This window comes from Candidatus Eisenbacteria bacterium (genome assembly GCA_020847735.1).
Taxonomy (GTDB): Bacteria; Eisenbacteria; RBG-16-71-46; order RBG-16-71-46; family RBG-16-71-46; genus CAIXRL01.
This window is the reverse complement of record JADLBL010000015.1, coordinates 299,277-321,505: the sequence shown is the minus strand read 5'-3', so window position 1 is coordinate 321,505 and position 22,229 is coordinate 299,277. Positions and strand designations below refer to the sequence as shown.

20 protein-coding genes are annotated in these 22,229 nt (G+C 71.9%); 12 read left to right on the top strand and 8 right to left on the bottom strand.

Features of this window, described 5'->3' with window-relative positions; translation table 11 throughout:
* Nucleotides 1-49: 49 nt before the first annotated feature.
* Genes IT347_07645 through IT347_07635 form a run of 3 tightly spaced genes read right to left on the bottom strand, consistent with a single transcriptional unit; the run spans nucleotide 50 to nucleotide 2,340 of the window.
* On the bottom strand, nucleotides 50-691 hold the full coding sequence (locus IT347_07645) for a LemA family protein (GenBank protein ID MCC6349448.1): 642 nt from the start codon (nucleotides 689-691) through the stop codon (nucleotides 50-52).
* A 57-nt stretch (nucleotides 692-748) separates the two neighbouring features.
* A complete protein-coding gene (locus IT347_07640; GenBank protein ID MCC6349447.1) occupies nucleotides 749-1,594 on the bottom strand; it encodes a TPM domain-containing protein in 846 nt (281 codons plus the stop codon).
* Nucleotides 1,591-2,340: a hypothetical protein gene (locus tag IT347_07635; protein ID MCC6349446.1), complete on the bottom strand. Its 750-nt coding sequence runs from the start codon at nucleotides 2,338-2,340 to the stop codon at nucleotides 1,591-1,593. Before IT347_07635 ends, IT347_07640 begins: the two co-directional genes overlap by 4 nt.
* Before the next feature lie 184 nt (nucleotides 2,341-2,524).
* Between IT347_07635 and IT347_07630 the strand changes: the two genes are divergently transcribed.
* Together IT347_07630 and IT347_07625 are read left to right on the top strand one after the other, a co-directional pair.
* Nucleotides 2,525-4,384 carry a 2-oxoacid:acceptor oxidoreductase subunit alpha gene (locus IT347_07630; protein MCC6349445.1) on the top strand — a complete coding sequence of 620 codons (1,860 nt, stop codon included), beginning with the start codon at nucleotides 2,525-2,527 and terminating at the stop codon, nucleotides 4,382-4,384.
* Nucleotides 4,381-5,463, top strand: a complete 1,083-nt coding sequence (locus IT347_07625) for a 2-oxoacid:ferredoxin oxidoreductase subunit beta (protein MCC6349444.1) — start codon at nucleotides 4,381-4,383, stop codon at nucleotides 5,461-5,463. Before IT347_07630 ends, IT347_07625 begins: the two co-directional genes overlap by 4 nt.
* Nucleotides 5,464-5,469: 6 nt before the next feature.
* On the opposite strand, the gene IT347_07620 is transcribed toward IT347_07625, so the two are convergent.
* The 3 genes from IT347_07620 to IT347_07610 all read right to left on the bottom strand — a co-directional run bounded on the left by IT347_07620 (nucleotide 5,470) and on the right by IT347_07610 (nucleotide 7,821).
* A complete protein-coding gene (locus IT347_07620) occupies nucleotides 5,470-7,107 on the bottom strand; it encodes an ATP-binding protein (GenBank protein MCC6349443.1) in 1,638 nt (545 codons plus the stop codon).
* A 112-nt stretch (nucleotides 7,108-7,219) separates the two neighbouring features.
* Complete coding sequence (locus IT347_07615) at nucleotides 7,220-7,615, bottom strand: ACT domain-containing protein (protein ID MCC6349442.1); 396 nt, start codon at nucleotides 7,613-7,615, stop codon at nucleotides 7,220-7,222.
* Complete coding sequence (locus IT347_07610) at nucleotides 7,612-7,821, bottom strand: ferredoxin (GenBank protein MCC6349441.1); 210 nt, start codon at nucleotides 7,819-7,821, stop codon at nucleotides 7,612-7,614. The genes IT347_07615 and IT347_07610 overlap by 4 nt, the downstream gene beginning before the upstream one ends.
* A 182-nt stretch (nucleotides 7,822-8,003) precedes the next feature.
* Here IT347_07610 and IT347_07605 point away from each other — a divergent pair, with 182 nt between their 5' ends.
* From IT347_07605 to IT347_07585, 5 genes are all read left to right on the top strand, one after another.
* Nucleotides 8,004-9,371, top strand: coding sequence for a dipeptidase (locus tag IT347_07605; protein MCC6349440.1), 1,368 nt, complete (start codon nucleotides 8,004-8,006; stop codon nucleotides 9,369-9,371).
* Nucleotides 9,372-9,408: 37 nt separating this feature from the next.
* On the top strand, nucleotides 9,409-10,716 hold the full coding sequence (locus IT347_07600; GenBank protein MCC6349439.1) for a hypothetical protein: 1,308 nt from the start codon (nucleotides 9,409-9,411) through the stop codon (nucleotides 10,714-10,716).
* A 110-nt stretch (nucleotides 10,717-10,826) separates the two neighbouring features.
* Nucleotides 10,827-12,779: a hypothetical protein gene (locus IT347_07595; GenBank protein MCC6349438.1), complete on the top strand. Its 1,953-nt coding sequence runs from the start codon at nucleotides 10,827-10,829 to the stop codon at nucleotides 12,777-12,779.
* Between the two features lie 157 nt (nucleotides 12,780-12,936).
* The gene (locus tag IT347_07590) at nucleotides 12,937-14,031 is read left to right on the top strand and encodes a hypothetical protein (protein ID MCC6349437.1); all 1,095 of its coding nucleotides are present in this window, start codon (nucleotides 12,937-12,939) and stop codon (nucleotides 14,029-14,031) included.
* Entirely contained in the window at nucleotides 14,028-16,100 is a 2,073-nt protein-coding gene (locus IT347_07585; protein ID MCC6349436.1) for a hypothetical protein, read from the top strand. The genes IT347_07590 and IT347_07585 overlap by 4 nt, the downstream gene beginning before the upstream one ends.
* A gap of 165 nt (nucleotides 16,101-16,265) precedes the next feature.
* On the opposite strand, the gene IT347_07580 is transcribed toward IT347_07585, so the two are convergent.
* Together IT347_07580 and IT347_07575 are read right to left on the bottom strand one after the other, a co-directional pair.
* A complete protein-coding gene (locus tag IT347_07580) occupies nucleotides 16,266-16,772 on the bottom strand; it encodes a YajQ family cyclic di-GMP-binding protein (GenBank protein ID MCC6349435.1) in 507 nt (168 codons plus the stop codon).
* 31 nt (nucleotides 16,773-16,803) lie between these two features.
* Complete coding sequence (locus tag IT347_07575; GenBank protein ID MCC6349434.1) at nucleotides 16,804-17,820, bottom strand: NUDIX pyrophosphatase; 1,017 nt, start codon at nucleotides 17,818-17,820, stop codon at nucleotides 16,804-16,806.
* Nucleotides 17,821-17,942: 122 nt separating this feature from the next.
* Here IT347_07575 and atpB point away from each other — a divergent pair, with 122 nt between their 5' ends.
* The 5 genes from atpB to IT347_07550 all read left to right on the top strand — a co-directional run bounded on the left by atpB (nucleotide 17,943) and on the right by IT347_07550 (nucleotide 22,222).
* Nucleotides 17,943-19,295, top strand: a complete 1,353-nt coding sequence (gene atpB / locus IT347_07570; GenBank protein ID MCC6349433.1) for a F0F1 ATP synthase subunit A — start codon at nucleotides 17,943-17,945, stop codon at nucleotides 19,293-19,295.
* 23 nt (nucleotides 19,296-19,318) lie between these two features.
* Nucleotides 19,319-19,549: an ATP synthase F0 subunit C gene (gene atpE / locus IT347_07565; protein ID MCC6349432.1), complete on the top strand. Its 231-nt coding sequence runs from the start codon at nucleotides 19,319-19,321 to the stop codon at nucleotides 19,547-19,549.
* Between the two features lie 61 nt (nucleotides 19,550-19,610).
* On the top strand, nucleotides 19,611-20,102 hold the full coding sequence (atpF, locus tag IT347_07560; GenBank protein ID MCC6349431.1) for a F0F1 ATP synthase subunit B: 492 nt from the start codon (nucleotides 19,611-19,613) through the stop codon (nucleotides 20,100-20,102).
* The gene (gene atpH, locus IT347_07555) at nucleotides 20,099-20,671 is read left to right on the top strand and encodes an ATP synthase F1 subunit delta (protein ID MCC6349430.1); all 573 of its coding nucleotides are present in this window, start codon (nucleotides 20,099-20,101) and stop codon (nucleotides 20,669-20,671) included. Before atpF ends, atpH begins: the two co-directional genes overlap by 4 nt.
* Before the next feature lie 42 nt (nucleotides 20,672-20,713).
* Nucleotides 20,714-22,222 (top strand): F0F1 ATP synthase subunit alpha, encoded by a 1,509-nt coding sequence (locus tag IT347_07550; protein ID MCC6349429.1) that lies wholly within the window; start codon nucleotides 20,714-20,716, stop codon nucleotides 22,220-22,222.
* Nucleotides 22,223-22,229 lie beyond the last annotated feature (7 nt).

The window sequence follows — 22,229 nt, the reverse complement described above, 5'->3', positions numbered from 1 at the left end:
GCCGCGCGTTCGCGCGGCGGGCCGGTTCTTTCGGGGTGCCGCGGTCCGGCTACTTCGTCGTGCCGCCCGCGGGCGCGGGCGTTCCGGTCGCGGGTGCGCCCGGCGCCGCCGCGCCGCCGCGCACGTCGGAGAAGTCCACCTTCGGCGTCGCCTTGTCGGCTTCGGCGACCGGATAGGGAATCGCCGGCTCGTAGCGGAAGAAACCGGCGAACAGGTTCATTGGGAAGCTGCGAACGAGCACGTTGTACTCCTTCACCTGGTCGTTGTAGCGCATGCGTTCGGTGGCGAGGCGGTTCTCGGTGCCCGAAATCTCGGTCATCAGCTGCTGGACGACGTCGAGGCTCTTCAGGTTCGGGTAGTTCTCGATCACGACCAGCAGGCGGCCGATCGCCGAATCCATGCCGCGCGCCGCGTCAATGGACTGTTGCGGCGTCTTCGCGCCCGACATCGCCGCGCGCGCGTCGGCGATGCGCCCGAACACCTCCTGCTCCTGGATCATGCCGCCCTTGACCGAGTTCACCAGGTTGCCGATCAGGTCGCCGCGCCGCTTGAGCTGGTTGTCCACCTGCGCCCAGCGGTTGTCCACCTCGGCCTTGGCGCGCACGAGCTGGTTGTAGTTGCCCGCCACGCAGCCGCCGCCGAGCAGCAGGACGGCCACGACCACGATCACCGCGATCAATGCACCACGCATCCGGGTTTCTCCTTTCGAATCGGCCGCGCTCCGTGCGCCGCCGGTACGGTCAACGCTTCACCAGCTTGCCCCGCCGCCGCCGCCGCCACTGCCGCCGCCGCCGAATCCGCCGAACGACCCGCCGCCGCCGCCCGAGCCGCCCCCGAATCCGCCGCCGAATCCGCCGCCGAGGCCACCCCCGAAACCGCCGCCGCCCCAGAACCAGTCGTCCCAGTTGCTGCGGCTGCGGCCGCGGCCGCCGCGCCTGCGCGAGGAGCGCACGACGATGAAGACGATCTGCAGGACCACGAGCAGGACCAGCAGCGCGACCCAGGAGGGCAGCTTGCCCGAGCGCGCCCGCGAGTAGCGCAGCTCCTTGCCGTCCCACTCGAGTGTGACGCCCTTCTCGGCGGCGACCCGCTGCGCGGCCGCCAGCACCGCGGCGGTGACGCCTCCCTCGTAGTCGCCCTCGCGGAAGCGCGGCACGGCGAGGTCGCGCAGCATCGTCGCCTGCCAGCCGTCGGGCAGCGTGCCCTCGAGCCCGTAACCGGTCTCGAAGACGATGCGCCGCTCCTTCAGCGCCAGCAGCAGCAGCAGGCCGTCGTCGCGATCCTTCGCGCCGATGCCCCAGCTCTCGAAGACCCGCACCTTGTAGGCGTCGGGCTCCTCCGGGTCGGTCGTCCGGACCGTGAGCAGCGCGAACTGCGCGCCGGTCTTCCGGTGAAACTGATCGAGGAACGCCTCGAGCTGCGCGCGCCGCGGCTCGCTGAGCACGCCGGCTTCGTCGTTGACGTAGCCCGAGTAGGCCGGAATCCCGGCGCGCCCGGTTTCGGCGGCCCGCGAGGGGGGCGCGAGGACGAGGAGGGCGGCCAGCGCCAGGGCGCGGGTCCACCACGGGCGCGCGAGCGCGCGCGGGAGCCTCATGAGACGCGCAGGTTGTCGATCGCGGCGATCAGCCGCTCGATCTCGACGAGGAACCGCCGGTACAGGTCCTTCGCGTCGCCGCTTTCGTCCTTGCGCGAGTAGCGCAGCAGCCAGGCGCCGAGCAGCGAGCGGGAGTCGAGTCCGTACAGGTCGGCGACCCGCTGCACGACGCGCTCCGTGCTGGCGGGCGGATCCTCGCCGCGCAGCCGCAGGAGCGTGCGGAACAGCGTGTGAAAGCCGCTCGCCGAGCGCATGAGCACTTCGCGGAGCCGTTCGCCCCGGCCGGCCGAGGCCAGGTACGCCTGCCGCAGCCGGAGATGCTTGCCGCGCAGTTCGTGCTCGCACTGGTGCCGCAGCCAGGTGCGCGGCACCTCGATGCCGGCGAACAGGTCGTCGCCCTCGAGCCGCAGGTGGCGCTCGATCAGGTCGAGCCACTCGATCGGGAACACGTCGAGCGAGCGCACGGCCTGGTCCTTCGTCATGAACAGCGGGTCGAAGTGCGGCGCCTGCTTCGTGACCGGAATGGCCGCGGCGAGCCGGTCGAGCGTCTCGGGCGGCAGCGCGCGCGCGACCACGAGCAGGTTGACGCGCGAACTCGCCGGGTCGAAGCCGGCGGTCAGCACGCTGCCGGTGAGATACGCGGCGAGAAAATCGGCGTCGAGCGCGCCGCGCACGGGCGCGAGCCATCGGCGGGCGGCGTCGAGGACCTCGGACGTGGGCTCGATTCGGGCTTCGCTCGTCTTCATGGCCGGGGACGATAGGGCCGCGCGCGCCCCAGTCAAGCCCCGAGAGGGCCGCCGGGACGCGTCGGCGGCCGCGCCACGCCCCCCGCGCGCGGGTTGACGCTCGCGGAAGCGGACCTTACGGTTTCGGCCCACTCCAGACGGCGCCGCCCGGGGCGACGCCGTCTGCCTGCTTGCAGACTTCTCGATCCGTGAGGAGCGGGCCCGCGGGCCCGGCGCGCACGTGAAAGCCGTCGTCAACGATTTCAGCATCCACGTCGCCACCGTCAACGGTTCCGGCAGCCAGACCGCCAACAACATCCTGCTGCGCTCGATCCTGCAGATGGGCGTGCCGGTGAGCGGCAAGAACCTGTTCCCGTCGAACATCGCCGGCCTGCCGACGTGGTTCACGATCCGCGTGAGCGAGAAGGGTTACGTCGCGCGCGTCGCGCACAACGACGTGCTGGTCGTGATGAACCCCGAGACGGCGGCCGCCGACGTGGCGGCGATGGGGCCGGGCACGTTGATCGTGGTGAACGACTCGATCAAGGTGCCCGAACCGCCGGCCGACCGGATCGTCTACCGGGTGCCGATGACGAAGCTGATGGAGCCGATCACGAACGACGTGAAGCTCCGCCGTCTGGTCGCGAACATGATCTACGTCGGCGTCGTCGGCGGCCTGACGGGGATCGATCCGGCCGAGGTCGAGAAGGCGCTCGCCGCGCAGCTCGGCCGCAAGCCGAAGGCCATGGCGCTCAACCTGGCGGCGGTGCGCGCCGGCTACGGGTTCGCGGCGGCGAACGCGCCGGCCGCTCCGGTGCGCTTCCGCATCGAGCGCCGCGACCTGACGCGCAACCAGCTGCTCATGGACGGCAACATGGCGGCGGCGCTGGGCGCGATGTTCGGCGGCGTCACGGTCGTGAGCTGGTACCCGATCACGCCGTCCTCGTCGCTCGTCGAGTCGCTGATCGGCCTGCTCGAGAAGCACCGCCACGATCCGAAGACCGGCCGCGCGACGTTCGGCGTCGTGCAGGCCGAGGACGAGATCGCGGCGATCGGCATGGTGCTCGGCGCCGGCTGGGCGGGCGCGCGCGCGATGACCGCCACCAGCGGCCCCGGCATCTCGCTGATGTCCGAGTTCTTCGGCTACGGCTACTACGCCGAGATCCCCGGCGTCGTCTGGGACGTGCAGCGCGTCGGACCCAGCACCGGCCTGCCGACGCGCACGGCGCAGGGCGACCTGTCGTTCGCCTACGGGCTCGGGCACGGCGACACGGCCTATCCGGTGCTGCTGCCGGGTTCGGTCGCGGAGTGCTTCGAGTTCGGCGGCCGGGCGTTCGACTTCTCCGAGCGGCTGCAGTGCCCGCTGCTGGTGCTGAGCGACCTCGATCTCGGCATGAACAACTGGATGACCGCGCCGTTCGAGTACCCGGCGGCGCCGTTCGACCGCGGCAAGGTGCTCGACGACGCGGCGCTCGAGACGGTCGCGAAGTTCGAACGCTACCGCGACGTGGACGGCGACGGCATCCCGTACCGCACGCTGCCGGGCGTGAAGAACCACAAGGGCATCTACTTCACGCGCGGCTCGGGCCACGACGAGGCGGCGCGCTACACCGAGAGCCCCGAGGTGTACGTGCGCAACATGGACCGGCTGAAGAAGAAGATGGAAACGGCCCGCACGCTGCTGCCGGCGCCGGAGGTTCGCGAGGCGCAGGGCGCCGAGGTCGGCCTCATCGCCTACGGCACCTCGCACTGGGCGGTGATCGAGGCGCTGGACCAGCTCGCGGCCGCCGGCGTGAAGGCGTCCTACCTGCGGGTGCGGGCGCTGCCGCTGCACCCCGAGGTGCACGCGTTCGCGCGCCGGCACCCGCGCGTGTACGTGATCGAGCAGAACCGCGACGCGCAGCTCACCGAGCGGCTGCGCGCCGAACTCCCGGAGCGCGCGGCGGCCCTGCGCCCGGTGCTGCACTACTCCGGCCTGCCGCTCGACGCGCGCAGCGTCACCGACGGCGTGCTCGCCCACGAAGGCGTGCCGGCGGCCGCGATCAGCGAAGGAGCCTCACGATGAGCGCCACGAGCACCCCGCCGGCCGGCGGTCCGCCGGTCAACCGCGTCGGACTGACGCGAGCCGACTACGACGGCAGCAAGACGACGCTGTGCCCCGGCTGCGGCCACAACGCGATCACCGGCGGCATCATCCAGGCCGCGTGGGAGGCGGGGCTCGAGCCGCACCGGGTGGCGAAGCTCTCGGGCATCGGCTGCTCGAGCAAGACGCCGGCCTACTTCCTCGGGCACTCGCACGGCTTCAACGCCGTGCACGGCCGCATGCCGAGCATCGCCACCGGGGTCGCGGTCGCCAACCGCGGCCTGACCCTGATCGGCGTCTCGGGCGACGGCGACACGGCCAGCATCGGCATCGGCCAGTTCGCGCACCTCGTGCGCCGCAACGTGCCGGTCGTGTACATCGTCGAGAACAACGGCGTCTACGGCCTGACCAAGGGGCAATTCAGCGCCACCGCCGACATCGGCAGCACGCGCAAGAGCGGCGAGGCCAACCGTCTCATGCCGATCGACCTGTGCGCGCTGGCGATCGAGCTGGGCTGCGGCTTCGTCGCGCGCTCCTTCTCGGGCGACCAGAAGCAGCTCCGCCCGCTGCTCCAGGCGGCGTTCTCGCATCCGGGAACGGCGATCCTCGACGTGATCAGCCCGTGCGTGACGTTCGCCGACCACGAGGGGTCGTCGAAGTCCTACGCCGCGGTGAAGGAGCACGACGCGCCGCTGCACGACATCGAGTTCGTGCCGTACTTCGAGGACATCACCGTGGACTACGAGCCGGGCACGACGCGCGAAGTGGGCATGCCCGACGGCTCGCACCTGCTGCTCAAGAAGCTCGGCGCGGACTACGACCCGACCGACGCGCGCGCCGCCATCACGGTGCTCCACGACACGCGCCAGGAAGGCAAGTTCGTGACCGGCCTGATCTACGTGAACCCGGCCGTCGAGCCGTTCACCGAGGAGCTCGGGCTGGTCGAGGCCCCGCTGGTTTCGCTCGCTCAGTCCGACCTGCGCCCGTCGAAGTCCGTGCTCGACGGCATCATGAACGCCTACCTCGAGGGCAGCGCCGCCTCGGCGGGCGGCGGGGGCTGAGAGCGGCTATCGGCCGCGTGTTCGACGCGCCGGACCGGCCCGCATGGCCTCGCCCCACTGCGCGAGGAAGACCGTGACGAACTGCTGCACGCCGGCGCCGCCGGTCGCGAGCGTCGCGAGGGCGAGCGCGACCGCCACCGCGACGTGATAGCCGGTCGAACGCGTGGACTCCGCGCGCACGTAGGCGGGATGCACGGTGTTGATCCAGACCGTGTTCTCGATGAGCCGCCCCATCTCGGGATCGCCCGGGCGATCCTCGAACTGGAGCGAGAGGCCGTAGCGTTGCGCACGGGTTCTGGGTGCCCCGGCGGTTTCATCGCCCGGGCTTGCGGGATCGGCCGTGGGAGTGCCGGCGGCAGGCATCTCGGGAGGCGGCGCTCCGGCCGGCGCCGAAAGCCCTTCGTCGCCCGAGGCGTCGCGCCCGGCGTCGTCCGGCTCCGGACCAGCGTCGCCGGCAGCCGGCGCCTCGCCCGCGGCCCCGACTTCGGCCGCGGCCGGCAGGGCCGCAGCCGCGCCGCCTTCGCCGCGAGCCAGCGAGATGCGCCGCTGGCCGCCGTGCTGGCGCTCGATCAGTGAGGCGAGCAGCGGGAAGTCGTCCGTGAGCCCCTCGAGCACGCGTTCGAGATCCCGCTCGAGGGGCCGGGCGATGCGGCGGCGCTCGTCCTGTGCCGTGTCGCGCGCGTCCCCCCAGCGCGAGAGTTGCGCCTGGACCGCCTCCTGGACGGCGCGCCGATAGGACAGGTAGAGCGCGCCCCGCGGGCCGGTGCGCACGAAGTCGCCCTTGTTGAGCGTGAGCGACTGCGACAGGGCGGGCACTTCGACGATCCCGGTGACGCGCTCGGGCGCGGCCGGCAGGATGCCGAGCCAGTCCCAGCCGCGGCGAATCACCTTGCCGTAGGTGCTGATCGCGATGCCGCGCAGGTGTTCGGGCAGCGGCAGCGCGTGGCGCTGCACGTAGCCGAAACCCGACGGCTTGCGCTGACGCTCGACCTTCACCTCGATCCGGGCGTGCTCGGCGGCGCCCTCCCGGCGCGGCTCGATCACCCGGCCGTTCACCTCGAAGCGCGCGCCGCGGGGATAGAGCGACGCGAGCGCGACGGCGAACTCGGGATCGAGCAGCGGCTGGTAGTGCGTGCGCAGCACGTGCTCGAGGAAGCCGGCGTCGAGCAGCGGTGAAAGCGCGTTGTCGAGGCGCAGCGAGACCGCGGTTCCGCGTTCGCGGACGAACCCGGGCGGCGGAACGGGCTCGTAGGGGGCGAACTCGCGCGACGCGAGGTGCCAGCGCGACGCCGCGTGGGACTTGCCGCGGCGCGACTCGGTCAGCACCTCGCGGGCGGCGAGCAGCGCGAGCTTGATGCCGACGCCCGCGAAGCCGATGCCCTCGCCGCGCGTCTTGGAGCTGGCCGCGAGATTGTGGAACTGCCGCAGTTCCTTCCAGACCATGCCGCGGCCGTCATCCTCGAGCCGGAACTCCGCGGCGGCGGGATCGGCGAAGAGCCGGATGTTCGCGGCTCCCGCGTCGAGCGAGTTCGCCACCAGTTCGGTGAGGATGGTTTCCTCGAGGCCGCCCGGATAGGCGTCCCGCAGGTCCTCCAGGAGGTGGCGCAGGTCCACCTTGGTGTAGCCACGGCCACGTGGGGGCATGATCGGCCTCGAAGTGCGGGATCCGCGCGCATCGGCGAATCGCCGCGCGCAGCATAGGAGCAATCGGGCTCGCGCGCGAAACCACGCCGCGCGCCGCGGATGCGCACTCCGCCTACGCGCTCGTTTCGTGCCCGGCCGCCGCGAGCGCCGCGGTCGCCCGTTCGAGGTCGCGCTCGCGCACGAACAGCAGGTCGGTGTCGTGGGTCGAGAGCGCGAACACCGGGATGCCGGCGGCCGCCAGCGGCGCGGCGAGCCCGGCGAGCACGCCGGTCTCCTCGAACGGGATCGGGCCCGCGACCTCGAACGCGCGCCAGCCGCGTTCGGCGCGCTCGATCGCCGGGGGCAGGTCGTCCTCGGGGCAGACGAGCGACAGCTCGCGCGGGGTGCGGGTCAGGCTCCAGGTGGTGGCGCCGGCGTGAAAGACCCACGCGGGCAGCGGATCGTCGGGGGCGAAGCGGCAGACCGCGAAGCGCTCCGGGTGCAGCGCCAGGGCGCGGCGCGCGCTCACGGGAAGATCGGGTCCCCGTCGTCGTTCAGCACCTCGATCGCCTGGCAGGGACAGGCTTCGGCGGCCTCCAGCACCTTTTCGGGGCTGTCGGCCTCGGGGTCCAGGACCATGCACTTGCTTTTCGGGTCGAGCGCGAACACGGCCGGCGCGATCTCCACGCACAGGCCGCTTCCACAGCAGTCGCTTCGCCGGATTCGAATCTGCATGGCTCTCAGGCGGACCGGGTGAGGGGAGGGACGGGCGCGCATCATGCGGTCGGGCGCGACGTCGTGACAAGCGCCGGGCCCGCGCGACGCGCGCGGGTCCCGGTTGGCGGGCGGCGGGCGGGGCGCGATACAGTATTCGCTTCCGGACGTACGATCACGGCCCACCCAACGGAGTCATCGTCATGGACGCCCTGGCGCAATACCTCGAAAACCATCGCGACCGGTTCCTCGACGACCTGAAGGCCATCCTGCGAATCCCCAGCATCTCGGCCGATCCGAAGCACAAGGGCGACGTGCGCCGCTGCGCCGAGCACCTGGCGGCGCACCTGAAGGCGATCGGCATGACCACCGCCGAGCTGGTCGAGACGAAGGGCCACCCGATCGTTTACGCCGAGTGGCTGGGCGCACCGGGCGCGCCGACCGTGCTGCTCTACGGACACTACGACGTCCAGCCCGTGGACCCGATCGAGCTGTGGAAGACGCAGCCGTTCGAACCCGTCGTCGAGGACGGCAAGATCAGGGCGCGCGGCGCGTGCGACGACAAGGGCCAGGTCTACATGCACTGCGCCGCGGTCGCCGCGCACCTGGCGGTCCACGGACGGCTGCCGGTCAACCTCAAGATGATGATCGAGGGCGAGGAGGAATCCGGCAGCACCAGCCTCGAGCCGTTCCTGACCGCCTGGAAGGACCGGCTGAAGGCCGACGTGATCGTCGTCAGCGACACCAGCATGCTCGGCCCCGATCAGCCGGCGCTGTGCTACGCGCTGCGCGGCATGTGCTACACGCAGATCGAGGTCACCGGCCCCGCGCGCGACCTGCACTCGGGGGAGTTCGGCGGCGCGGTCCGCAATCCCGCGAACGCGCTGGCCGCGATCCTCGCCGGGCTGCACGACGCCGACGGGCGGTGCACCGTCCCGGGTTTCTACGACCGGGTGCGCGCGCTCACCGCGCTCGAGAAGCAGGCGATCGAAGCGCTGCCCTTCGACGAGGCGAAGTTCCTGCACGAGACGGGCTCGCCGGGGCCCTTCGGCGAAAAGGGCTACTCGACGTACGAACGCGTCACTTCGCGACCGACCTGTGACGTGAACGGCATGTGGAGCGGTTACACCGGCGAGGGTGCGAAGACCGTTCTGCCGAGCTTCGCCGCCGCCAAGGTCAGCATGCGGCTCGTGCCCGACCAGGACCCCGACGAGGTCTTCGCCGCGTTCGCGGCGCACGTCCGGCGCCTCACCCCCGCGGGCGTCACGGTGAAGGTCGCGAACCTGCACGGCGCGCAGCCGTTCATCACCGACCCTTCGCACCCGCTGCTTCAGGCGGCGGTGCGCGCGCTGGCCCGCTCGTGGACGAAGAAGCCGGCGCTGTTCCGCGAGGGCGGCTCGATTCCGGTGATGGCGTCGTTTCAGAAGGTGCTGGGCTACCCGTGCATCCTGATGGGCTTCGGCCTGCACGACGACCAGGTTCACGCTCCCAACGAGAAGTTCTCCCTTTCGTCGTTCCATGGCGGCACGAAGAGCTGCGCGTATCTGTACGAAGAGCTTGCGAAGCGCTGAGGGCCGGAAAGCCGCCGGCCGTGGGTTCGCGCGGCGGGTGGCGGTTGCCGCTCTCGCGCTGCTCGTGCCCGCGCTCGCCGGGCCGGCGAGCGCGCAAGTCGCGCCGCGCACGATCGTCGTGCGCGGGCGGACGCTCGCGCCCGACGGCAAGCCGCTCGCCGGCGCGCGTGTCATGGCGCGCGGCAGCGTCAGCGTCAGCGCGCTCACGGACGACGAAGGGCGCTACGCGCTGTCGCTGCCGCTCGGGATGCCCGCGGCCCTGAAACGCCTGCCGTTCCGGATCGAGGTGCGCGCCGAAGCGCAGGGGCGCCGGCTCGGCCTTTCGGGCGGCGGCACGTCGCTCGTCGTGGACGCCGCCTGGCAGGCCGGCGGCGGGCGCGTGCGCGTCCATTCGAACCGCGCGGCCGCGGCGAACGCGGTCGTGACCGCGCTCGAGCTCGAGAGCGTTCCGGTCGCGTGGATCGAGGCGGACTTCGGCGGCGCCGCGACCGGCGGGACCGAGGGCTCGTTCAGCCACGACGCGATTCTCCCGGGCGAAGCGCCGCCGCCGCCGGCCGAGACGCCGCCGATGCCGCGCGCGGTCGCGCCCCCGGCCGGGACCGCGGACCCCAACCCTGCGCCGGCGGCCATCGCGCGCGACAGCGTCGCGCTCGCCGACGCGCCGCCGCCGCTCGCGCCGCGCGACAGCGTCGCGGTTGCCACGGCGCCGCCGCCGGCCGCGCCACGCGACAGCGCCGCGGTTGCCACGGTGCCGCCGCCGGCCCCGGCCCGCGACAGCGTCGTGCCCGCTCCAGCGCCGCCGGCCGCGACCCGCGACAGCGTCGTGCTCGCTCCAGCGCCGCCGGCCGCGACCCGCGACAGCGTCGCGCTCGCGACCGCACCGCCGCCGGCCGCCCCGCGCGCCGTGCCCCGCAACAGCGCGCGCAGCGCGCCGCCGCCGCCCCGGGTCGTCGCCAGCTCGCGCGAGGTGGCCGCGCCGCCGCCCCGGCCCTCGGCCGTGCGCGCGATGGACCCGTACGTGCGGCGCGACAGCGTGCCGCGGGCCGACACGTGCCGCTGCAGCGTGCGCGGAACGGTGGAGATCGGCTGGGACCGTCCGCTCGAAGAGCACACGCCCGTGACCCTGGTGCTCGACGCTCCCGGCGCCAGGCCCGTCGAGGTCTCGCTCTTCATGGGCGCGCCGCGCGAGTTCCGCTTCGGCCCGCTGCCGTGCGGCGAATGGCGACTGGGCTACAAGGCGGGCGGCAGGCTTCGCTATGCGGACGCCCGCGGCGATTCCACGCGCGTCGTCCCATGCACGGGCGCCACGGAAACACGCATCGTGCTGCTGCCCCTTCGGCGCTGACCCGCGGTCCGGCGCGCGGGCTGTGGGAGGATGCGCGCGGCGCGCCGTGAATGTCGCGGCGGCGAGCGATTGCGGAGGACCCGATCAGGAACCGAACTCCCAGACCCGCGGTGATCGCTCCGCCCCCGGCCGGTCCCGCGACCGGCTGGCTGGCGGCCGGCGGCGTGGCGCTCGCGCTGGCCGCGATCGCGGCCGAGGTCGCCGGCGCGACCGTGTTGCGCGATCGCTGGTGGGGCGTTCACTCGTGGGCGTTCCTGCCGCGCGCGGCGTTCGTGCCCGCGCTCGCGCTGGTGGCTTTCGGGCTGCTCGCGGCCTGGCGCGGGGCGGCGGCGCTCGACCGCACGCTGGTGCGCGCGCTCGGGTGGGCGCCGGCGCTGCCGGGCTGGACCGGCCGGGCGGTGGCGGCCGCCCTCGCGGGGGCGTTCTTCTGGGCGTTCCGTGAAGGGCACACCCTGCTCGGCGACGGCAACGCCATCGTGCGCTTCGTGCCGGAGGGGCAGGCGTTCCACCCGGACGAGCCGCTCTCGCTCGCGCTCCACCGCGGCTTCTACCTGCTCTTCGGGCCGTGGTTCGCGCGCGGCGGAGCGGGCGCGGCCGAAGTCGCGCACGCGACGGTCGGGCTCTCGAGCGCGCTGTGCGGCGCGCTGTTCGTGCCGATCGCCTGGGCGCTCGCGGGCGAACTGGCGGGTGGCGGCACGGCCGCCGGACGGCCCGCCGCGACCGGGGATCGGGCCGTGCGCGCGGTCCACGCGCTGGCGTTCGTCGTGCTGGTCGCGCAGGGCTACCTGCAGCTCTTCTTCGGCTACGTCGAGAACTACACGTTCCTCGCGCTCGCGCTCGCGGCGTACGCGCTCGCCGCGCTGCGCGCGCTGCGGGGGCGCGCGCCGCTTCTGCTGCCGGCGACGTGGCTCGTGCTGGCCATGGCGCTCCACCTTTCGGCCGCGGTCGTCGCGCCGTCGTTCGCCGTGCTGGTCGCGCACCGGCTGCTCGACCCCCGCGCGCGGGTCGCGGCGCTGCGCGACCTGGCGATCGGAGCGGGACTGTTCGCGGCGATGCACCTGCTGCTTTCGCGCCTCGGCCACGGCTACGACTGGACCGCGATGCTGCTCGCGCTCGGCCGCAGGACGACCGATTCCACGACCAGCTACGGCTTTCATCCACCCACGCCCGCGCAGTTCCTGCAGCAGCAACTGCTGATCGGCCCGCTGGGAATCTTCCTGCTCGGCGTATCCGGCGTGGCCGCGCTGCGGCTGCGCCTGTGGCGCCACGGGCGATCGCTGTTCCTCGCCGCGCTCGCTCCCGGCTACCTCGCCGCCTCGCTCATCGCCGGCGATTCGAACCTCGGCGTGGCGCGCAACTGGGACTTGCTCGCGCCCGCGGGCTTCGTCTTCACGCTGGTCGCGCTCGGCCTGGCGACGCGCGCGGCGTGGACCGGCGAAGGGCTGCGCCGCTGGCTGTTCGTGCTGGCGCTCGCCTCGCTCTTTCACACCGTTCCGTGGATCGCGCTCAACGCCTCGGCCGAGCGCACGATCGAACGCTACAAGGTGCTGCCGCTCGGGCGCGGCCGCGCGCAGGTGATGGTCGCCGACTGGTACTGGTCGAAGGGCCGCGAGGACGAGGCGCTCGAATGGTACCGGCGCGCGCTCGACGAGAACCCGCTGCAGAACCACGCCCACAGCCAGCTCGGGCGTATCGCGCTCCACCGCGGGCGCTACGACATCGCCGAGCGGGCGTTTCGCGAGGCGCTGCGTTCGCGGCCGACCATGGCGCTCTACCGCTTCCAGCTCGTGGACGCGCTGGTCCGCTCGCACCAGCTGGGCCCGGCGCGCACCGAGCTCGACACGCTGCTCGCGCTCGCGCCCGGCGTCGCCGGCTACCGCGCCGCGTCGGCGGTCGTGTGGCTCGGCCTCGGGCGGAGCGACAGCGCCGCGGCCGCGCTCGAGCAGGCCGAGCTCCTCGCGCCCGGCGATACGCTGGCCGCGCGGCTGCGGGCCGCGATCCGGCGCGGCGCCGCGGCCCCCGAGCTGGCGAGCGAGGTCTGGCCGCGCCTCGTTCAGTACTGACGCTCGGCCCGGGCGGGAAGGAACCGCGTGTCGCCGGCCGCGTGACACCACGGCGCCCGGTTCGGCGCATGTAGGGGTGTCCACCCTCATCGCCCGTTCCCTTGCTGCGTCACAGGGCCCGGCTCACGGCCCGCTCTCGGTCCCTGCGGAGGCCACCATGTCAGTCCGACCCGGGATTCTCGGCGCGTTCCTGCTTGTGGCGCTCCTTCCGGCTGTTGCGGTCGGCGCGCCGCTCGGCCGCTCCTTCACCTACCAGGGGCAGCTGAGCGAGGCCGACTCCCTCGTCACGGGGACGGTTCACCTGCGCTTCAGCCTGTGGGATGCCGCGGGCGCGGGCGATCCGCCCACCGGGGGAACCCAGATCGGGACCAGCCAGGTCGTCTCGAACATCACGGTGAACGGCGGGCTCTTCTCCGCCCAGGTGAACGCGGGAGACGAGTTCGGCGCGACGGCGTTCAACGGCGAAGCCCGCTGGCTCCAGATCGAGTTGTGCGCCGACGGAACCTGTACTTCCGCCACCCCGCTCGGCCCGCGGCAGGCGATGACCGCCACCCCGTACTCGCTCGGACCGTGGCAGCTCAATGGCACGAATCTCAGCTACACCGGCGGCAATGTCGGCGTCGGAACCGCGGCGCCCGCCGCCCTCATCCACGCCCGAAGCACGGGGCCGGCGATGATCCTGCAGGACGACGCCAGTGAGGCGAACCAGACGGGATTCGTCGGTTTCTCGAACAGCCTTTCGGCCCAAACCGGATGGATGGGCTTCGGCAATACGGGCAGCCCGAACCTCTCGATCTTCAACTCACGCTCGAACGGCGCGGTGCTCGTCTACACGCTCGGGACTGAAAGGCTCAGAATCAGCCCGATTGGAAACGTGGGTATCGGCACCTCGACCCCCGCCGCGAGGCTCGACGTCCGCGGCAGCATCAAGGTGGGATCCGCGGGCGAGTACTTCGTGCCCGGCGCCGAGATTGACCTGAAGATCGTGCGCGGAGTCGTGTCGAGCTCGGGCTTCCGGCTCTTCGGACTCGGATTCGCGTCCACTCGCACCGGGACCGGCGTCTACTCCATCACGTTCGACACGCCGTTCGTGGATCAGCCGTCCATCACGGCGACCTGCCAGCACCCCAGCCTGGACCGCATCGCCATCATCAGTTCGCATTTTGCCGGCTCGTGCACGATCCGGGTCGTCAGCGGGTCGGGAACGCCGGTGGACTGCACGTTCGACCTCATCGCGATCGGCCGGCGATGAGCTCGCCCCGGGAGGGACTCGTCGGGCCGCCGGCGCTCGCGGTCGGCTGGGTGGTCGCGGCTCTCGCCCTCGTCACCGTGCCCTGTCGGGCCGCGGACACGGTCACCTGGTACACGATCGATGGTGGCGGCCGCACCGCGGCGGCCGGCGGCGGCCACCGCCTTTCGGGGTCCATCGGCCAGCCGGATGCCGGAGCGCATGCCGGCGGGACCTTCGTGCTCCGAGGAGGCTTCTGGCAGCGCCTGGCGGCGCGCGCTCCGTCGCCGCACACCTACACCTGGAACGCGCCGAGTGGCTCGTGGAGCACGCCCTCCAGTTGGACGCCGGCACGCAACACGCCCGCCTCCGACGACGCGCTGATCTTCGACGGGGCGATGACTCCGGCCGCCACCGTCACCGACGTTCCGCTCCAGACGCTGGGCCGGCTGCACGTCAGAGGCAATGCCGCCGTCACGATCCAGAACGACGGCGCGAGCGACACGTTACGTATCGCCGGGGCCGCCGGCGACGACTTCATCGTCGAAGCCGGGTCCCGATTGTGGCTGTTCGCGACGCCGGGTTCGGGGAGCTCGGTCAGGATCGCGCTGGCCCCTGGAGCGACGGGCCGCATCGCGGGAGAGTTGTGGGCCTCCCAGGGTTCGCATCGGGTGCTGCCCATGGACGCGGGGGCGCTGGTCTTCGCCAGCGGTGCCAGCTTCCGGGCGATGGACGAGCTCGTCGGCAGCCCGTTCGGCGATGCCGGCGCGGAGGACGTGGTGGTCTTCGAGTCCGGTTCCAGCTACCACCAGCAGGGTGGGGACGTGGCGTTCGGACTGCCGGCGCCCGCCAGCCGCGTCGTGCTGCAGGCGGGCAGCCTCTACCGCCACCTCGAGCTCGCGGGCGGCGGGGCGTTCGACGGCCGCAGGTACGGGGACTGCGAGATCAACCTGCCCGATTCCCTGGCCACCTATTCCGTCGCCCTCACGCTCGGCTGCACGATGGACAACCTCTCGATCCTCTCGGGGCGCCTGCAGCTGCTCGCAACTTCGCCGGACTCGGCCCTCGACCTGCGCGGCGACCTCGTCGTTCTCGGGAATGGAACACTCGAGCTCGATCCCGCGGGTCCCGAAGTCGCGAGGATGCGCCTCGCCGGATCGGCCGCGCAGAACATCAACGCGTCGGGCAACGTCGTGCTCGGGGTCCGCAGCGAGATCGAGGTCGTCAACCCCGTGGCCGTCCTGCTCGCGAGCGATCTCGTCTCGGACGGCTCCGTGAAGCTGAGCGGCGGGCGCCTCCTGACCGGCGCGCACGTGCTGCACCTGGGCCCCGCCGGCGGCATCACCGGCAGCTACTGGGTGGATGGCAATCTCGGCCAGCTCATCCCGGGCCCGGGTGGAACGCTCACGCGGGACTACCGCGTGGGAGACGCGGCCCGCGCGGCCCCCGTCACGCTCGCGTTCGCCAGTGTCGGCGACTCGGGAACGGTGGTCGTGCGAACCGACCCCGGCGACCATGCCGATCTCGCCGCCTCCGCCCTGGATCCCGACCAGGGCGTCAACCGCACGTGGACGGTGACGAACCTCGGCCTGCCGTTCACCACCTGCGACGTGACCTTCGGTTTCCATCCCGACGACCTGGATCCGGGTGCGGATTCGAGCCTCTTCCGCGTCGCCCGGCGTGAGGGCGCGTGGTCCCTGCCGGCGGTCGGAACGCGCACCGCGATCAGCACGCAGGCCACGGCGCTCGGCTCGTTCGGCGAGTTCGCGGTGGGCGAGCCCGAGGGGACCCTCGCGGCCGGCGATGCGCCACCGGCGGTCACCGGCCTCGCCGCGGCGCGGCCGTCACCGTTCCGCACTAGCGCGGCGCTCGGCTACACGCTGGCGAGACCGGGCGCGATCGAACTCTCGGTCTTCGACGTCGGCGGCCGCCGCGTCCGGGTGCTCGATCGGGGCCTGCGCGAGGCCGGCGCCCACCGTGTGGACTGGGATGGCCGCGACGACGCGCGCGCCGCGGTGCCGGCCGGGGCCTACTTCGTCCGGCTGCTCGCCGGCGACCAGAGCTTCCATCGGCTCCTGATTCGCGTGCGATGAAGGAAGGGAGCACGACGAGGCGGGCTCGAACCGCCGCGAGCGGGATGCCCCGCGCCCGGTAGTTGGTGGTGAGGAAGCCGTGCACGACGTCGGGGTTCACGCGCGCGCGGCCGGTGTCCACCACGAAGCCGTCGCGGCTTCAGCGGAGCGGGGCGTCTTCCACGCTCAGTTCGTCCGGTAGTTGCCGAACTTGAGCTCGACGCCGAAGTCGTGCCCGCGAAGCAGCGCCATCGCCCCCTGCAGGTCGTCCTTGCTGGGGGAGGAGATCCGTACGGTGTCGCCCTGGATCGCGGCCTGCACCTTGCGGAGCTTGGCGTCCTTGAGGAACTTGACGATCTCGCGGCACAACTCGCTCGACAGCCCGGTCGTGAGCGTCACGGTCTGGCGCAGCGACGAGCCGGCGGCGGACTCGGCCGTGCCGCGCGTCAGGTTCTGCACGGGCACCTTGCGCTTGACCATCTTGCCCTGCAGCACTTCCCAGACGGCGCCGAGCTTGTAGTCGTCGGGCGCGGTCAGCGTGAGGGTGCCGGCCTTCGCGTCCAACTCGATCCCCGCCTTGACGCCCTTGAAGTCGTAACGCTGGGTGATCTCCTTGGTCGCCTGATCCACGGCGTTGCCCACTTCCATCATGTCCACGCCGGTCGTGACGTCGAACGAGCTGTTGCTGGCCACTTTGGTCTCCTGTCGGTTCGGTCGGCGCGCTTCAGCGCGCGGGTTTCCGCGAGGTTCGCGCCGGCCGGCGGCGCGCCGGGCGCGCGGCGATGCGATCGGTGATGTCGCGTGCCGCCGCCGAGGGCCCCCCCGCGAACACCTCGTCGCGCACCGCGCGCAGTGCGGCGCGCTGGGTGCCCCAGAGCACGCGGCGGGCGGCGACGGCCGGCGGGACGAACGCGTAGCGGTCGTGCTCGCGGGAAAGATGGACGGGGTCGGTCCAGGCGATTTCGGCGGCGAAGACCGGCAGCGCGAGCACCGCATCCCGGGCGGGGGAGTAGAAGACCGTCAGGTGTTCGAGCGCCCACCAGCGGACGGGCGTGAGCCCGGTTTCCTCCAGGACCTCCCGGGCGGCCGCCTGCCAGGCGGTTTCGCCGCGCTCGACGCCGCCGGTGACCGGCTGCCAGACGCCCGGCAGGGTCCGCTCGGCGCTGCGCCGCAGCAGCAGGAACTCCGCCCGGCGGGCGCGGCGGCGGAACAGGTGCACCTCGATCTGCCGGCAGCGCAGGGGAATCATGGCGCGGCAGGATAAGGTCGCGCCGAGCCGGGGCGCCAGCGCCGCCCGGGGAACTCCGGGCCGGTCCGTCCGACCCTCGCGGCGGCGCGAGAGCAGGGCGGCCTTTCGCGCCTGGTGCCTGATCCAGAAGCAGGTCGAAACCGCCTGCGAAAGCGACGTTTCGGGGCGTCCGCACCTGCCGGCGGGCGAGGGCCCCGACGATTTCGGCAGAATCCCGCCCCAGGCGCTTGACCGCTTGCAGGGGCATCGCCTACCTTCCCGCGCGCCATTGCCAACCCCATGCACGGTGACGGGCGGGCGATGGCTTGTGAAAACTTTCACCGGGGCGAGTCGCATGAGTTCACCTCGCACTCCCAAGCGGAATTCCGCCGGCGCGCGGAGCGCGGGAATGCTGCTCGCCATCCCGAGCCTGCTGCTGGTTTCGCCCCTCGTCGGTTTCTTCCTGGGCAAGCTCGTGGATCGGTGGCTCAAGACCGAACCGGCGTGGTCCATCGTCGGCGTCGTGCTGGGGTTCATCGCCGGAGGCCGGGAAATCTACGTCATCATCCGCCGCGTGCAGGCGGAAGAGGAGCGCGACAAACGCTGACCCCGAGGGGTCAGGCGCCGCCGCCAACATGGGTCTCGACCTGCTTCGCAGAATCCACCGCACGTCGCTGCTGGCCGCCGTCGCGGGCTCGCTGTTCGCGGCCGTGTACGCCGGTTTCGCGATCGGCATCGCCTTCGCCGCCGGCGCGCTGTGGTCGCTCGCGAACCTCCGGTTGCTCGAGACCCTGGTCACGAGCCTGACCGGCGGAGCGCGCGCCGGACGCCGCGCGGCGCTGGCCGGCGCCGCCAACGTCGCGCTGCTGGTGCTCGGCGGCTTCCTGCTCGTGAAGCTGCCGGTGCCCGCCCTGGCCGCCGGCTTCACGCTGCCGTTCGCGATCATCTTCCTCAAGGCGGCGTCGCGCGCGCTGCTCGACTCGCGCGCGTGGGCGGCGATCACGCGCAGCCCATGGCGCGCGACCGCCCTGGTCGCGGCGCTGGCCGCCATCGCCTGGTTCGCGCTCGCGCCGCTCGGCCGCGCGCAGACCGGCCATGGCGGGGAGCCCGTTCCCGCCGAGGTGCACTCCGCGCCGGCGGGCGGGCACGCCGCGGCCGCGCACGAAGTGGGCCCGAAGGAGTTCGACAACCTCGTCGCGGTGATCGCCAAGGCCCTGCACCTGCCGGTCGCGCAGGACCACAAGCGGCTCGGCAACCTCGACAGCGTCGTCTTCGCCGTCATCGTCGCGCTGCTGTTGTGCGTGGTCGCGGCCGTCGCGGCGCGCGACAAGAAGCTCGTGCCCGGGCCGTTCCGCAACGCGGTCGAAGCGCTCTTCGAGCCGGTCTACAACGGCGTCGTGGACATCCTCGGCCCGAAGTACGGACCGCGCTACGTGCCGTTCCTGGGCAGTCTGTTCATCTACATCCTGGTGATGAACCTGTTCGGGGTGGTGCCGCTGATGAAGGCCCCGACCTCGAACCTCAACGTCACCTTCGCTCTGGCGGTGACGGTGTTCGTGTACGTGCAGTACACGGCGATCACCGAGCTGGGCTTCCTCGGCTGGCTCGACCACCTCGCCGGCAGCCCGCGCTCCGCGATCGAGTGGGGCCTCGTGCCGCTGGCGTTCCCGATCCACCTGATCGGCGAGCTCGCCAAGCCGGTGTCGCTGTCGTGCCGACTGTTCGGCAACATCTTCGGCGAGGACATGCTGCTCGTCGGCTTCGCCGGCCTCGGCATCACGCTCATGACGACGCTCGGCCTGGGCGCGGTGCCGTTCGGCGTGCCGTTCCACTTCGTGTTCCTGTTCCTGGCGTTGCTCACGAGCGTCGTGCAGGCGCTCGTGTTCGCGATGCTCAGCACCATCTACTTCCTCCTCATGCTGCCGCACGATCACGACCACGGTCACGATCACGAGCCTGCGGTGGAAGCGCACCACCCCGCCCACTGACCCGTATCCAGGAGGTTTCGAAGATGGATTCCCACAGCGCACTCGGCCTGGCCCTTCCCCTCGGCGTCGGCATCGCCGCCATCGGCTCGGGCATCGGCCTCGGCATGATCGGCAACGGCGCGCTGCAGGCGATGGGCCGCCAGCCCGAAGCGATCGCCAAGCTGCAGACCGCGATGATCATCATCGGCGCGTTCGCCGAAGCGCTCACGATCTACGCGTTCGTGACCGTGTTCCTCCTCATGGGCAAGATCTGACGTTCGTGTCCCGACCGTCCGGTCGCGCCGCCCGCGGGCGCGCGCACCGCGAGGAGCACGCATGGATAACCTGATCGACATCAAACTCGTCCTCACCCAGATCCTCGGCTTCGTGATCCTGGTCTGGATCCTCGGGCGTTTCGCCTGGGGCCCGATCATGTCCGGCCTCGAGGCGCGCCGGCAGAAGATCGCCGACGAGTTCGCCGAGGCGGAGCGCCGCCAGAAGGACGCCGACGCGCAAAAGGCGAAGTTCGAGGCCGAACTGCGCGGCATCGATTCGCTGCGGCGCGCGAGCATCCAGGAGGGCATCGCCGAAGGGCAGCGCGTGGCGTCCGAGATCAGGGAGCACGCCAACGCCGAGGCGCAGGCCCGGCTGCAGAGGGCCGACGACGAGATGGCGCGCGAGCGGGAGAAGGCGAAGGAACTGCTCAAGGAGCAGGTCGTCGCGCTCTCGATGCGCACCGCCGAGAAGATCCTGCAGAGCAAGCTCGACGATCCGGCGCAGCGCCGGCTGGCGGCCGCGTTCATCGACGAGGTCGGCGGGGTGCGATGAAGCAGGAACACGTCGCGGCCCGCTACGCGAAGGCGCTCTACCTCCTCACCGAGAAGCTGGCGGCGAAGGACGGTCAGCCGCTGGTCGCGCTGCTCGAGCGCACGCTCGCGGACCTGCGCGGCGTGGCCGGGCTGGTGCGGCCGGGATCGCGGCTCGGCGGATTCCTTTCGAACCCGCAGGTGAGCCCGGCCGACAAGCGCCGAGTGCTCAGGACGGGCTTCGAGGGCCGCGCGCTGCGCAGCGTCACGATCTTCGTGGACCTGCTCCTGCGCAAGAAGCGCCTCGCGTACGTGGACGCGATCGCGCACGACTTCCAGACGCTCGTCGAGCAGGCGCAGGGCCTGCAGCGGGCGCAGCTCGTGAGCGCGGTGCCGCTGACGCGCGACGAGGTCGCGCGGCTGCACGCCGAGCTCGAGCGCACGACCGGACGCAAGATCGTGCTGACGGAGTCCGTGGACGCGTCGCTCGTCGGCGGCGCCTACGTGCGCCTCGGCGACCGGATCATCGATCGCAGCGTCAAGACCCTGCTCGAGACCATTTCCCATCAGCTTTACGACGCCAGCGTGTAGCCGGCGCCGCACGACACCCACAAAGATTCGGGGTTCGCACCGATGTCCTTTCGACCGGAAGAAGTGAGCGCCATCCTGGCGCAGGAACTCGAACGCTACGAGGCGAAGCTCGAGACCCGCAGCGTCGGCACCGTGCTGTCGGTGGGCGACGGCATCGCGCGCGTCTGGGGACTCGAGGACGCGATGGCGGGCGAACTGATCAAGTTCCCCGGCGACATCATGGGCATGGTCCTCAACCTCGAAGAGGACAACGTCGGCGTCGTGCTGTTCGGCTCCGACGAGAACATCGAGGAGGGCGACCGGGTCGAGTGCACCGGACGCATCGCCTCGGTGCCCGTCGGCAAGGCCATGATCGGCCGGGTCGTCAACGCCATCGGCCAGCCGGTGGACGGCAAGGGCCCCATCGGCGCGGACAAGTTCCGCAACGTCGAGTTCAAGGCCCCCGGCGTCATCGAGCGCCAGCCGGTCGTCGAGCCGCTGCAGACCGGCATCAAGGCGATTGACGCGATGATCCCGATCGGCCGCGGCCAGCGCGAGCTGATCATCGGCGACCGCCAGACCGGCAAGACGGCGATCGCCCTCGACACGATCATCAACCAGAAGGGCACGGGCGTCGTCTGCATCTACGTCGCGATCGGTCAGAAGGAGTCCACGGTCGCGAACGTGGTCGCGACGCTCGAGAAGCACGGCGCGATGGAGTACACGATCGTGGTGACCGCGTCGGCCTCCGAGTCGGCGCCGCTGCAGTACATCGCGCCCTACGCCGGCGTCGCGATGGGCGAGGAGTTCACCTACAACGGCGGCCACGCGCTGTGCATCTACGACGATCTCTCGAAGCACGCGACGGCCTACCGCCAGCTCGCGCTGCTGCTGCGCCGCCCGCCCGGCCGCGAGGCGTACCCGGGCGACGTCTTCTACCTCCACTCGCGGCTGCTCGAGCGCGCCTGCAAGCTTTCGAACGAGAAGGGCGGCGGCTCGCTGACGGCGCTGCCGTTCATCGAGACGCAGGCCGGCGACGTGTCGGCCTACATCCCGACCAACGTCATCTCGATCACCGACGGGCAGATCTTCCTCGAGGGCGACCTCTTCTACTCGGGCGTCCGGCCCGCCATCAACGTCGGCATCTCGGTGTCGCGCGTCGGCGGCAACGCGCAGGTCAAGGCGATGCGCCAGGTCGCCGGGCGGCTGCGGCTCGACCTCGCGCAGTACCGCGCGCTGGCCGCGTTCGCGCAGTTCGGGGCCGACCTCGACAAGACGACGCAGGCGCAGATCACGCGCGGCGAGCGCATGGTCGAGCTGCTCAAGCAGGGGCAGTTCCAGCCCATGGCGGTCGAGCACCAGGTGCTCTCCATCTGGGCCGGGGCGAACGGCTATCTCGACGACGTCCCGGTCGCCGCGGTGCGCCGCTTCGAGACCGAGTGGCTGGCGTTCCTCGAGAAGAGCTACGCCGAGCTGCCGCACGACGTGCGGACCGCCAAGGTCATCAGCCCCGAGAACGACAAGCGCCTGAACGAGGCGTGCAGGGCCTTCAAGGCGCAGTTCAAGGCCTGACCGGAAG